The following is an 11,773-nucleotide window of genomic DNA, read 5'->3' as shown; positions in this document are numbered from 1 at the left end:
CCCGGGGTGGGGGGGGGGGGGGGTCCCGCACTTGGTGGGATGGTTCTTAATACCCCCCCCCCCCCCTGGGGGGGGGGGGGGGGGGGGGGGGGCGAGTCGGGAACGGGATGCGCAACAGTCTCGGGCGTTCCCCACCCCAACCCCTCCCCTGAAGGGGAGGGGCTTGAAGACGTCCTTCACCGCAGATCCTCCAGCATCAGTGTCGCTGTCGCCTTGGCGCTGCCGACCACGCCGGGGATGCCCGCGCCGGGATGCGTGCCCGCGCCGACGAAATAGAGGTTGGGGATGGCGTCGTCCCGGTTGTGGGTGCGGAACCAGGCGGATTGGGTGAGGATCGGCTCCAGGCTGAACGCGGAGCCGAGATGCGCATGGAGATCGTTCTGGAAATCGAGCGGCGTATAATGGAAGCGCGTCACGATCCGCTCGCGCAGGCCCGGGATCAGCCGCCGCTCGATCTCGTCCAGGATGCGGTCGGCATAGCTTTCCTGGATCGCGTCCCAATCGAGCGGCGCCTTGCCGAGATGCGGCACCGGCGCCAGCGCGTAGAAGGTCGAGCAGCCCTCGGGCGCCATGCTCGGATCGGTGACGCTCGGGTGGTGCAGATACAGCGAGAAATCGGCGGGCAGCACGCCGTGATTGTAGATGTCCTTGAGCAGTCCGCCGTAGCGCGGCCCGAACAGGATCATATGGTGCGGGATGCCGTGCCACGTCCCCTTGATCCCGAAATGGACGACGAACAGCGAGGGTGAGAAACGCTTCTTCTGCACCGCCTTGCCCGCGCGCCGTCCACGGCCCGATGTGCTCAGCAGATCGCGATAGGAATGGACGACATCGGCATTGGACGCGACCGCGTCGAAATCCTCCTGCCAGCCGCTCGCCGTGCGCACGCCGGTGACATGATCGCCGCGCGTCTCGATCTCGGCCACCGCATCGCCCAGCCTTACTGTACCGCCCAGCCGCTCGAACAGGGCGACCATGCCTGCGATCAGCCGGTTGGTGCCGCCCTTGGCGAACCAGACGCCGCCTGCCTTTTCGAGCTTGTGGATCAGCGCATAGATCGCGCTGGTGTTCATCGGATTGCCGCCGACCAGCAAGGTGTGGAACGACAAGGCCTGCCGCAGATGCTCGTCCTTCACATAGGAGGACACCACCGAGTAGACCGATCGCCAGGCCTGATATTTGGCCAGCGCCGGCGCGGCTTTGATCATGCTCCCGAAATCGAGGAAGGCCTTGGTCCCGAGCTTGACGTAGCCTTCTTCGTAAACCCCCGCGGCATAATCGAGGAATCTGGCATAGCCCGCGACATCGTCCGGATTGAGCTTGGCGATCTCGGCGCGAAGATGCGGCTCGTCGTTCGAATAATCGAAGTTGACGCCATCGGGCCAGTTGAGCCGATAGAAGGGGCTGACCGGCAACAACGTTACATCGCGGTTGATCGACTGGCCGGAAAGGCCCCACAATTCCTGCAGGCAGTCCGGATCGGTGATGACGGTGGGCCCGGCATCGAAGGTGAAGCCATCGCGCTCCCAGAAATAGGCGCGGCCGCCGGGCTTGTCGCGCGCTTCGATCAGCGTGGTCGCCACGCCCGCCGATTGTAGCCGGATCGCGAGGGCGAGCCCGCCGAAACCGGCGCCGATTACTGCTGCACGCTTGGTCACGATACGCCCCCGGAAATGACTTTGATCGCCTTGCCGATTGGCACCGGAGGCTTGCCGCACAGGATGCGCGCCTTATCCAGCTTTGTCGATTGGGCGGAATAGAGCCGCGCGATCAGCGCGGGCTTGAGCGAGTAGAAGCGGGCCAGCATCCGCCAGCGATCCGGGGGCGCTGCTGCCTCGAACAACAGCTTGGAGAGCAAGCGATAGTAGCGCCGCTCGGTCCACCGCGCCTCGGCATGCTTTCGAAGCGCATCCTGCAGGGGTTCGGCATGAAGGCTCTTGAGCCCCGCGATCAGCGCGGCGGTGCGCACCGCATCGGGCAGCGAATAGCCGGTGACCGGATGGAACAGCGCCGCCGCCATGCCGATCTTGCCGATCCCCTGCGCGCCGGTGCGCCACATCAGCTCAAAATTGCCGCCCGTGACGATCGGCAGCGCCGCCGCTTCCCGGCGCGAAATGCCTTCGACCTGCCAGCCGCGCGTGCGGGCGTAATCGAGGATGCGCGCCTCCAGCACCGCTTCATCGAACTCAGGCCCGGTCGTGTAATAAGTATCCTCGACGAACACCGAGGTCGGCGAGAAGGGCAGCACGTAGACGAAGCGATAGCCGTCGCTCTGATCGACAGTGGCGTCCATGATCATCGGCCGATCGAGCCCATGCGGATGCGCGAGCCGGAGCAGCCGCCCCGCGAACTTCTGCCAGCCGCAATCGAGCGCCGAGATATCGCGCAGGCCCCGCGCCTCGATCACCGCCTCCGCTTCGATCCGGCTGCCGTCGGCCAGCATCGCCCCGCCGCGGTCGAGCGCGGTGACGGTGGCGCCGGTACGGATCGCCTCTGGCGGCAGCATCGTCCGCAGCACCGCATCGAACCGCTCCGATTCGATCGAGCAATAGGCCCCGGTCAGCGCACGGCGCAGGCCCGGAAAGGCAACCTCGCTGCCCTCCCAGCGATGCGATACGAACGGCGCGACGAGGCTCCAATCCTCGGCGGCGATGTCGCTCTGGAAGAAGGACCAGATATGGTTGCCGCCCAGCGTCTCGCCCCGCTCGACGATCATCACCGTGGTGCCGGGACGCCGCTGCGTGATCGCGACCGCGGCCAGCCCCGCCGCCAGCCCGCCGCCGATGATGAGGATGTCGGGCCTCACTGCCCAAGCTCCACCGTCACCCCGGGCTTGTCCCGGGGTTCACCCCACAACAGGCTCCGGAGTGAGAGGATAAGTGGACCCCGGGACAAGCCCGGGGTGACGATAGAAGGATGCATCGTTCCGCTTCTACCCAGCCTCGCGACACAAGCCTATACCCCCGCCATGTTCGCCGCGCTCGCCATCACCCTTTCCGCTCTCGCGATGAGCGCGATCGTCGCGGTGCGCTACCTGCTGACCAGCGGCGGCTTCGCGTTTTGGACGGCCAAACGCCACCCCGGCCTCTACGCCAACCGCCGCCAGATCGCGCGCGAGATCGGCTGGAGCCTCGCCTCGGCGCTGATCTACGGGCTCCCCGCCGGCATCGTCGCCTGGGGCTGGCGGCAGCATGGCTGGACGCGGATCTATACCGATCCCCACGCTTACCCGCTGTGGTGGCTCCCCGCTTCGATCCTGCTCTATCTGCTCGCCCACGATGCCTGGTTCTACTGGACGCACCGTGCGATGCACGAACCCCGCTTGTTCAGCCGCATCCACGCCGTCCACCACGCCAGCCGTCCGCCGACCGCCTGGGCGGCGATGAGCTTCCATTGGAGCGAGGCGCTGACCGGCGCGATCGTTATCCCCGCGCTGGTGTTCCTGATCCCGATCCATGTCGCGGCGCTCGGAATCGTGCTGGCGATCATGACCTTGATGGGCGTTACCAATCACATGGGTTGGGAGCTTTTTCCCCGCGCGCTGGTCCATGGCCGCGCGGGCGAATGGCTGATCACCGCCACCCACCACCAGCGCCACCACCGCGACTATCGCTGCAACTACGGCCTCTATTTCCGCCTGTGGGATCGCCTCTGCGGCACGGACAAGGGGCTGGGCGGCTTCTAGCCCTCTCCCGCTTTCGCGGGAGAGGGATCAGATCAAATCCCCGCGTGGCTCAGCAATTCCTTCGCCTTGGGTCCGGTCCAATCGATATCGCTGGAGGCGCGCCACAGCTCCTTGCCGTCGGCATCGTAGAGGATCGAAACCGGCAGCGCGCCTTCCTTGTAGGCGAGCATCAGGCCGTTGTCGGTATCGTGATAGGGGTGCAGCTCGATCCCTTTTGAGAGCAGGAAAGGCTGGATCACCTTGGCGCCCTCCAGATCCTCGCTGATCGCGACGATCCGGAGCCGATCCCCTTGCGCCTTCGCCAATTTGTCCAGCGTCGGCAGTTCGCGGACGCAGGGCGCGCACCATGTCGCCCACAGGTTCACCAGCAAAGGCTTGCCCTTGAAGCTGGCCAGTTTGATCTTCTGGCCGGTCAGGATGTCGCTGATCTCGGTATCGGGCGCCGACTTGCCCTTATTGTCGACCGAAACCTGGAAGCCCGACGGCTGCAGGATCGGCTGCGCGGCGGTGGCCGCTGCGGGTTGCGGGGCGGGGGGCGTCTGCTTATGGCAAGCCGCGCCAAAACCGGCGAGCAACAGAGCGAAAGCAGGATAAAGACGCCGCATGTCGGGCTCCAACGAAATGTGGGGGGGCAGGTTCGCGGGCGGGCCTAGCGCGATCATGCGCGAAATCAATGCCTCGATCCCGTTCGACCAGCGCCTGTGGAAGCAGGACATCGCCGGCAGCCGCGCGCATGTCGCGATGCTGGGCGCCGCCGGGATCGTCTCGGCCGAGGATATGGCGGCGATCGACCAGGGTCTCGCGCGGATCGCCGAGGAGTATGCGGCGAGCGGCGTTCCGGTCGATCTCGACCGCGAGGATATCCACATGACCACGGAGTCGCGGCTGGCCGAGCTGATCGGCCCCGCCGCGGGCCGCCTGCACACCGCGCGCAGCCGCAACGATCAGGTAGCGACCGATTTCAAGCTCTGGGTGCGCGATGCGATCGATGCGGTCGAGGCGGGGCTCGAAGCGCTCCAGGGCGCGCTCGTCACTCGTGCGGAAGAGCATGCGGGGAGCGTGATGCCGGGTTTCACGCACCTTCAGGTCGCGCAGCCGGTGACGCTCGGCCACCACCTGATGGCCTATCACGAGATGATCGCCCGCGATCGTTCGCGCTTCGCCGATGCCAAGGCGCGCGCCAATCTCTGCCCGCTGGGCGCGGCGGCGCTGGCCGGCACGGGCTTCCCGATCGATCGTGAGGCGACCGCCAGGGCGCTCGGCTTCGACGGGCCGACGCGCAACTCGCTCGACAGCGTCTCCGATCGCGATTTCGCGCTCGATTATCTCCAGGCCGCGACGCAATGCGCGCTGCACCTCAGCCGCCTCGCCGAAGAGTTCATCATTTGGGCAAGCCAGCCTTATGGCTTCGTCGCCTTGCCCGATGCCTATTCCACGGGCAGCTCGATCATGCCGCAGAAGCGCAACCCCGACGCCGCCGAACTGGTGCGCGGCCATACGGGGCGGATCGCGGGCTGCATGGTGGCGCTGACAATGACCATGAAGGGCCTGCCTCTCGCCTATTCGAAGGATATGCAGGACGATAAGCCGCCGGTGTTCGAGGCGCATGATCTGCTCGCGCTCTCGATCGCAGCGATGACCGGGATGATCGAGACCGCCACCTTCCGCACCGATCGCCTGCGCGCGGCGGCGGAGGCTGGCTTCTCCACCGCCACCGATCTCGCCGACTGGCTGGTGCGGCAGGCGGACATTCCCTTCCGCGAGGCGCATCATATCACTGGGCGCGTGGTCAAGCTGGCCGAGGAGAAGGGCGTGGCGCTGTCGGCGATCCCGCTTAGCACGTTGCAGGCGATCGATGGCCGCATCGATGCGCGGGTGTTCGATGCGCTGACCGTCGATGCCTCGGTCGCGGCACGCAAGAGCTTCGGCGGGACGGCGCCCGATCAGGTGCGCGCGCGGGTGGCTGAGGCGAAGGAAGCTTTGGGCCTATGAACTATCCCCGCTTACCGTTCGCCCTGAGCTTGTCGAAGGGCTGTCCTACTTTGTTCAAGAAGAACAGTGCTTCGACAAGCCCAGCACGAACGGGGTTGGGGATCGGGTCGCTGATCCTCCTCGCCGCCTGCGGCAAGGTGCAGCAGCTCCAGCCAGCCGCAGGCAGGGCGCTGCCCGAGAAGCCCGCGACCATGCCCACCCAGCCGACCGCTCAGGATCTGCTCACCGTCCCCACGCAATCGCGCCCGGGCCGCAGCGACGAACTGCTCAACCGCAGCGCGCTCCGCCCCGACGACAAATTCGATCTGCCGCCGCAGTAAATGGACCATTTCCAGCTCAAAGACGGCGTGCTGCATGCCGAGGATGTACCGCTGACCGCGATCGCGGAGGCTGCGGGTACGCCCACCTATATCTATTCCACCGCCACGCTGGAGCGCCACGTCCGCGTGTTCCGCGAAGGGCTGGGCGATCTGCCCGATCCGTGGATCGCCTTTGCGGTGAAAGCCAATCCCAACAAGGCGGTGCTGGCGACGCTGGCGCGGTTGGGGCTCGGCGCCGATGTTGTGTCCGGCGGCGAACTGCGGCGCGCATTGGCGGCAGGTGTGCCGGCGGAGAAGATCGTCTTCTCCGGCGTCGGCAAGACTGCCGGGGAAATGGCGCTCGGCCTGAAAGCCGGGATCGGCCAGTTCAATCTTGAGTCAGAGCCCGAGGCCGAGACGCTGTCCGCCGTCGCGCAAAGCCTGGGGATGACGGCGCGCGTCTCGTTCCGCGTCAATCCCGATGTCGACGCTGGCACGCACGCCAAGATCTCTACGGGCAAGGCTGAGAACAAGTTCGGCGTGCCGATCGATCGGGCTCTCGCGGCCTATGAAGCCGCCGCGAAGCTGCTCGGCCTCACCATCCAGGGGGTCGCCGTCCACATCGGCAGCCAGCTTACCGATCTCGCCCCCAGCTGCGCCGCGTTTCAGCGCATCGGCGCGCTGATCGCCGAGCTCCGTGCCGCCGGCCACAGTATCACCCACGCCGATCTCGGCGGCGGCCTCGGCGTGCCCTATGATCCCGCGCTGCCGCTGCCGCCCAGCCCCGCCGATTATGGTGCGATGGTGCGCGAGGTCACCGCAGGCTGGGATGTCCGCCTGATCTTCGAGCCCGGCCGCGTCATCGTCGGCAATGCGGGCATCCTGCTGACCCGCGTCATCCGCGTGAAGCAGGGCGTCACGCAGCCGTTCGTGATCGTCGATGCGGCGATGAACGATTTGCTCCGCCCCAGCCTCTACGAAGCCTGGCACAATGTCCGCGCGGTCCAACCCAATGGCGAAAGCTTTACCGCGACGATCGTCGGCCCGGTCTGCGAGACCGGCGATACCTTCGCGCGCGACCGCCCGATGGACCGCGTGCAGGAGGGCGATCTCGTCGCCTTCATGACCGCCGGCGCTTATGGCGCGACGATGGCCAGCACCTATAATTCGCGTGGGCTGACCCCGGAGGTTATTGTTTCGCAAGACAAATGGGCGATTGTGCGGGAGCGGCAGCCGATCGAAGCCCTGATCGCCGCCGATAGCCTGCCGCCCTGGATCGAGGAGCAAGCATGAAGCCCGTTCGCAAGGCCGTCTTCCCGGTAGCCGGTTTCGGCACGCGCTTCCTGCCCGCGACCAAATCGGTGCCCAAGGAGTTGCTGCCGGTCGTCGATCGTCCCTTGATCCAATATGCGGTGGATGAGGCGATCGCCGCCGGGATCGAACAGATGATCTTCGTCACCGGCCGATCGAAGCATGCCATCGAAGATTATTTCGATCGTGCGTTCGAGGTGGAGACCGATCTCAACAGCAAAGCCAAGTGGGATCTGCTGGAAACGCTTTCGGGCTCGCGCCTCGCACCCGGTCAGGCGGCGTTCGTCCGCCAGCAGGAGATGGCGGGGCTCGGCCACGCGGTGTGGTGTGCGCGCTATCTGATCGGCGATGAGCCGTTCGCGGTACTGCTGCCCGATGAATTGCTGTGGAACCCCGCCTCGCCGAGCCTCAAGCAGATGACCGAGACCTATAATGCCAAGGGCGGCAATGTCATCGCGGTGCTGGAAGTGCCCGAGGCGCATACCCACCGCTACGGCATCGTCGATCCCGGCGCTTCTGAAGGCGCGGTCACCGAGATCAAGGGCATGGTCGAAAAGCCGCGCGCGGGCACCGCACCCTCAAGGCTCGCGGTGGTCGGCCGCTACATCCTCCAGCCCGAGGTGCTGAAAATCCTCGATGCGGGCGAGAAAGGCGCGGGCGGCGAGATCCAGTTGACCGATGCCATGGCCAAGCTGATCGGCAAGCAGCCCTTCCACGCCCAGACCTTCGCTGGCGTCCGCTACGATTGCGGCGACAAGGTCGGCTTCATCCAGGCCAATATCGCGCTCGCGCTGGAGCGGCCTGACATGGGCGCGCAGCTGCGGGAGTGGCTCAAGACGATCTAAATGCCGTTTAGTTTTGCACCGTTCGTCCCGAGCGAAGTCGAGGGACGTGCCCCCGGACGCCGCATGAACGTGTCTCGACTTCGCTCGACACGAACGGCTTTGGTTTTTCCTATCGCCCCAACATCAGCTTGGCGAACAAAGTTCCGCTCACCGGCGCATCGCCGTAGGCGGCTTCGAGCGCCTTGGGCTTGGAATAGACGCTGACCTGCCCCCCCAATGCTACCGAGAGGGCGTTGCCCAGCGGCAGCGTGTAGGAATAGCCGCCCGTGACCTTGGTCACGCCAAACGCGCGATCGTGCAGCGGCGAGGCTGGATCGGTCTCGAACAATTCGTCATTATCGACGTTCTCGATCCGCCCGAAAATCGCGTGCGGCCCGGCGAGGACATAGGTCGCCTCGCCGAACCACGCCGTCAGCGCGCGGCCCGGCAGCCGATCCTTGCGCGAAAAGCCTGCAGTGACATCCAGACCGCTGCCCGCATAGCTGACACTCGCCGTCAGCCGCCCCTCATTCTCGCCCGGATGCGCCTTCTCCGGATGGCGGAGATAGCCGTAGCTGACCTGCCCCGCCCAATGCGCGCTGGGCGTCACCGTCGCGCGTACCGACCAGCTATCCAGCGCGCCGGTTTCGATGTTCCAGCGATTTTCGCCCGGCTCGCGGCCGTTGAACGCCGAGGCCTCGATCTGCCACAGCTTCGTGGCATAGCCCGCCGTGACCACGCCGAAGGTGATGTGCGTCGAATCGAACCAATGGTGTGTGATCGGCGCCTCGGCCAGGAAGCGCGCCGATCCGCGATGCATGAAAGCGCTCGGCCCCAGCGCGGGCTCGCCCGGCAGGCCGCCGTAGACGAAGAGCTTGCCCGGCCCTGCCGCCACATCGATCCGCGCCGACAATTCCATGAACAGGTCATGCGGATGCTGGCGATCGACCAGCGGCACGCCATGCGCCGTCTCGCCGGTGGCGAAGAGGTTGGGATAGCCGCGCTCGCCCATGAGCGGATCGAGCGACAGCATCGTCCGCAGGGTGAGATCAACGCCCGGTCCGATCGGCCTGCCCGCTTCCACCATCGCCATCGATTGGACATAGGCCTTGTTCGCGCCGCGCGGTCCGCCCTGATCGGTCACTGCGCCCCAGGCATAGCCGTGCGCCATCAGCATCCAGTCGCCCGCCATGATGTGCAGGCCTTGCATCTTGTCCTCGGCGGGCAGGCGCGAGGTGCCCGAGGCGGCGGCGGAGCGGCCGTCGCCCATCATGCCGTCCATCGCTGCCATATCGTGATGCGCAGGGGCGGGCATCTCCATCCCGGGCATGGGCGGCATAGACATTTCCTGCGCCGACGCGGGCGCAGCCACGGCAACGGCCAGCGCCGCGCCGGATAATACGATCTTCATAGTTTGGTCCTTGGTCCTGAGGGTCCGGGCGCGCCCGGAAGTCATCAGGCGAGGAGGCGCGGGGGCCGCAGTGGCTGTTGCGGTTGTGTGCCGATAAGCGGAGTTGGCGCGCGCGCCGTCGGGGGCAGTGCGATCGCCATCATCTCGATCGCATCGAGACGCGGCGGATCGGGCAGCGCGATACCGCAGCCGATGCAGTCATGCGAGGCCACATCCCGTTCGCCATGCCCGGGCATCGGCGCGTGATGGGCGATGCCGTGGTGCGGTGTCGGCTGGGCGCAGGCGGGCGCGGCGCCGCTCAGCGCCAGTACGGCGAGCATCAACAAGGCGAGCAGGCGGCGCATGGCCGATGCCCTGACGCGCCGCGCGCCGCTTGGCAAGCGCGCGCTTAGGCCCGACAAGGGACCGATGCACAGCCTGCCCCTCTTCCTGCGGATCGCTGGCCAGCCCGTCATCCTGATTGGGGAGGGTGAGACGGGGCAGGCCAAGCGCCGATTGCTCGAGCGGGCAGGGGCGCGGATCGTGGGACAACAAGAGGACGCGAAGATCGCCTTCGTCGCCTTGGCCGAACCCGATGCGGTCGCCGCCGAACTCAGGGCGCGCGGGCTGATGATCAACGTCGCCGATCGGCCTGACCTTTGCGATTTCACCCTGCCCGCGATCGTCGATCGCGATCCGGTGCTGGTCGCGATCGGCACCGGCGGCGCTTCGGCGGGGCTTGCGGCGGCGCTGCGGCAGAGATTGGAGGCGATCTTGCCTCCCGATCTCGGCAGGCATGTTGCGGCCTTTGCCGGATTACGGGCGTCTTACGCCGACCCCGCCGAGCGGCGTGGGGCGATCGCCGAAATGCTGGGCGCTCTCCTGGGTGCTCCGGCGAAGGCCGGAGCCCTGGATCAAACAAGGCAAGGCGCATCCTCCGACGCTCCGGCCTTCGCCGGAGCACGGGACCGCGTGGAGCCGGTGGCGATCACCTCCCCCGATCCCGACGAACTCACGCTGCGCGCCGCGCGGCTGCTCGGCCTTGCTGACCGTATCTATCACCCGGCGGACATGCCCGCCGTCCTCCTCGATCGCGCGCGCGCCGATGCGGCGCGGATCATCGGCCCGGCGCCTGCGTTGCCGCTGCCGGGCCTCTCGGTGGAGCTGCAATGGCGGATGTGACCAATTTCGCGATCGCGCTGGGCGCGGACGGCAAGGGCCATGACGTCGATCCCGCCAAAGCGTGCGGCGAACATACCCAGGGCCGCTTCGCCTGGGTGCATCTTGTCGGGCACAGCGACGATACGTTCGACTGGCTGCGCGATCATGGCGATCTGCCCGAGACCGTCATCTACGCGCTGACCGCGATCGAAACGCGGCCCCGCACCGAGCCGATCGAGGATGGCGCGCTGATCAACATGCGTGGGCTGGCGGTGGAGGGCACCGAGGGAGACAAGCTCGTATCGATCCGCTGCTGGGTGGAGGCGGGCCGCGCGATCACGGTCAGCTACCGTCCGCTCGATGGGCTGGATGGCCTGGTCGAGAAGATGCGCGCGGGCGAAATCAAGGATCCCGGCGATCTCGTCTCGCTGCTGGCGGTGGTGATCACCAAGCGCATCGATCCGGTGATCAGCGATCTCGGCGATTTGGTCGACGATTGCGAGACCGCGCTCGAGCCCAAGAACGCTTATGAGACGCGCCGCAAGATTGCCGAGGCGCGCAGCGATGCGATTGTCTACCGCCGCTTCGTCGTCCCCCAGCGCGAGGCGCTGACGCGGCTGGCCGCGCTGGAGGTCGATTGGCTGGAGGATAATGATCGCCTCCACCTGCGCGAGACCGCCGATCGCTTCGCGCGCATGGCCGAGGAGCTGGAGGCGGTGCGCGAACGATCGGCGCTGATCCACGAACAGCTCACCGATCTGCGCTCCGAGCTGATCGAAACCCGCGCCCTGTGGCTGTCGATCGTCGCCTTGGTCTTCCTGCCTCTGACCTTCCTCACCGGCCTGCTCGGGATGAACGTCGAAGGCATCCCGTTTGCGCATGAGCCGTGGGCGTTCGGTGCGGTCTGCGCGCTCTGCACGGCGCTGGGTGTTGGTGTCCTCGCCTGGTTCGCCAAGGCGCATTGGTTCGGGCGCTAGGTCAGCCGCCGATGGCATTCGGCGGCAAAAGCCCTATATTAGGCTGAATCGACATTCAGCACCAGAACGAGAGCGCGGCGAGGTAGAGGCTGGCGAGATAGTTTTGTGGGATGCGATCGTATCGGGTGGCGATG

General features: G+C 66.5%; 12 protein-coding genes. 7 read left to right on the top strand and 5 right to left on the bottom strand.

What is annotated here, in order from left to right; all coding sequences use genetic code 11:
• Positions 1–176: 176 nt before the first annotated feature.
• Both FHS31_RS16215 and crtY read right to left on the bottom strand, forming a co-directional pair.
• Positions 177–1,658, bottom strand: coding sequence for a phytoene desaturase family protein (locus tag FHS31_RS16215; protein WP_167075480.1), 1,482 nt, complete (start codon positions 1,656–1,658; stop codon positions 177–179).
• Positions 1,655–2,806, bottom strand: coding sequence for a lycopene beta-cyclase CrtY (crtY, locus tag FHS31_RS16210; RefSeq protein WP_167075478.1), 1,152 nt, complete (start codon positions 2,804–2,806; stop codon positions 1,655–1,657). The genes FHS31_RS16215 and crtY overlap by 4 nt, the downstream gene beginning before the upstream one ends.
• 162 nt (positions 2,807–2,968) lie before the next feature.
• Between crtY and FHS31_RS16205 the strand changes: the two genes are divergently transcribed.
• Entirely contained in the window at positions 2,969–3,685 is a 717-nt protein-coding gene (locus tag FHS31_RS16205) for a sterol desaturase family protein (protein WP_167075476.1), read from the top strand.
• 32 nt (positions 3,686–3,717) lie between these two features.
• Here FHS31_RS16205 and FHS31_RS16200 read toward each other — a convergent pair whose 3' ends face one another.
• Positions 3,718–4,290: a TlpA family protein disulfide reductase gene (locus FHS31_RS16200; RefSeq protein ID WP_167075474.1), complete on the bottom strand. Its 573-nt coding sequence runs from the start codon at positions 4,288–4,290 to the stop codon at positions 3,718–3,720.
• Between the two features lie 16 nt (positions 4,291–4,306).
• Here FHS31_RS16200 and argH point away from each other — a divergent pair, with 16 nt between their 5' ends.
• From argH to galU, 4 genes are read left to right on the top strand one after another with little or no spacing between them, the layout of a single operon-like run.
• Positions 4,307–5,677, top strand: coding sequence for an argininosuccinate lyase (argH, locus tag FHS31_RS16195; RefSeq protein ID WP_167075489.1), 1,371 nt, complete (start codon positions 4,307–4,309; stop codon positions 5,675–5,677).
• The gene (locus FHS31_RS16190) at positions 5,674–5,997 is read left to right on the top strand and encodes a hypothetical protein (protein WP_341786389.1); all 324 of its coding nucleotides are present in this window, start codon (positions 5,674–5,676) and stop codon (positions 5,995–5,997) included. Before argH ends, FHS31_RS16190 begins: the two co-directional genes overlap by 4 nt.
• Positions 5,998–7,269, top strand: a complete 1,272-nt coding sequence (gene lysA / locus FHS31_RS16185) for a diaminopimelate decarboxylase (RefSeq protein ID WP_167075472.1) — start codon at positions 5,998–6,000, stop codon at positions 7,267–7,269. It begins immediately after the preceding gene.
• The gene (gene galU / locus FHS31_RS16180; protein WP_167075470.1) at positions 7,266–8,132 is read left to right on the top strand and encodes a UTP--glucose-1-phosphate uridylyltransferase GalU; all 867 of its coding nucleotides are present in this window, start codon (positions 7,266–7,268) and stop codon (positions 8,130–8,132) included. Before lysA ends, galU begins: the two co-directional genes overlap by 4 nt.
• Positions 8,133–8,241: 109 nt before the next feature.
• On the opposite strand, the gene FHS31_RS16175 is transcribed toward galU, so the two are convergent.
• Complete coding sequence (locus FHS31_RS16175) at positions 8,242–9,522, bottom strand: hypothetical protein (RefSeq protein WP_243843524.1); 1,281 nt, start codon at positions 9,520–9,522, stop codon at positions 8,242–8,244.
• Between the two features lie 44 nt (positions 9,523–9,566).
• Complete coding sequence (locus FHS31_RS16170; protein WP_167075468.1) at positions 9,567–9,866, bottom strand: hypothetical protein; 300 nt, start codon at positions 9,864–9,866, stop codon at positions 9,567–9,569.
• Positions 9,867–9,930: 64 nt separating this feature from the next.
• On the opposite strand from FHS31_RS16170, the gene FHS31_RS16165 reads away from it, so the two are divergent.
• Both FHS31_RS16165 and FHS31_RS16160 read left to right on the top strand, forming a co-directional pair.
• Positions 9,931–10,683: a precorrin-2 dehydrogenase/sirohydrochlorin ferrochelatase family protein gene (locus tag FHS31_RS16165; RefSeq protein ID WP_167075483.1), complete on the top strand. Its 753-nt coding sequence runs from the start codon at positions 9,931–9,933 to the stop codon at positions 10,681–10,683.
• Complete coding sequence (locus tag FHS31_RS16160; RefSeq protein ID WP_167075466.1) at positions 10,671–11,639, top strand: zinc transporter ZntB; 969 nt, start codon at positions 10,671–10,673, stop codon at positions 11,637–11,639. Before FHS31_RS16165 ends, FHS31_RS16160 begins: the two co-directional genes overlap by 13 nt.
• Positions 11,640–11,773 lie beyond the last annotated feature (134 nt).

This window comes from Sphingomonas vulcanisoli (genome assembly GCF_011761305.1).
Lineage (GTDB): Bacteria > Pseudomonadota > Alphaproteobacteria > Sphingomonadales > Sphingomonadaceae > Sphingomonas_I > Sphingomonas_I vulcanisoli.
The sequence above is the reverse complement of the archived record's forward strand: the minus strand, read 5'-3'. Positions and strand labels throughout refer to the sequence as shown.

Coding starts and splice junctions, on each gene's coding strand:
- FHS31_RS16160 (WP_167075466.1), top strand. CDS start 10,671: ATGGCGGATGTGACCAATTTCGCGATCGCGCTGGGCGCGGACGGCAAG.
- FHS31_RS16205 (WP_167075476.1), top strand. CDS start 2,969: ATGTTCGCCGCGCTCGCCATCACCCTTTCCGCTCTCGCGATGAGCGCG.
- FHS31_RS16165 (WP_167075483.1), top strand. CDS start 9,931: ATGCACAGCCTGCCCCTCTTCCTGCGGATCGCTGGCCAGCCCGTCATC.
- FHS31_RS16175 (WP_243843524.1), bottom strand. CDS start 9,522: ATGAAGATCGTATTATCCGGCGCGGCGCTGGCCGTTGCCGTGGCTGCG.
- FHS31_RS16200 (WP_167075474.1), bottom strand. CDS start 4,290: ATGCGGCGTCTTTATCCTGCTTTCGCTCTGTTGCTCGCCGGTTTTGGC.
- lysA (WP_167075472.1), top strand. CDS start 5,998: ATGGACCATTTCCAGCTCAAAGACGGCGTGCTGCATGCCGAGGATGTA.
- galU (WP_167075470.1), top strand. CDS start 7,266: ATGAAGCCCGTTCGCAAGGCCGTCTTCCCGGTAGCCGGTTTCGGCACG.
- FHS31_RS16170 (WP_167075468.1), bottom strand. CDS start 9,866: ATGCGCCGCCTGCTCGCCTTGTTGATGCTCGCCGTACTGGCGCTGAGC.
- FHS31_RS16190 (WP_341786389.1), top strand. CDS start 5,674: ATGAACTATCCCCGCTTACCGTTCGCCCTGAGCTTGTCGAAGGGCTGT.
- argH (WP_167075489.1), top strand. CDS start 4,307: ATGTGGGGGGGCAGGTTCGCGGGCGGGCCTAGCGCGATCATGCGCGAA.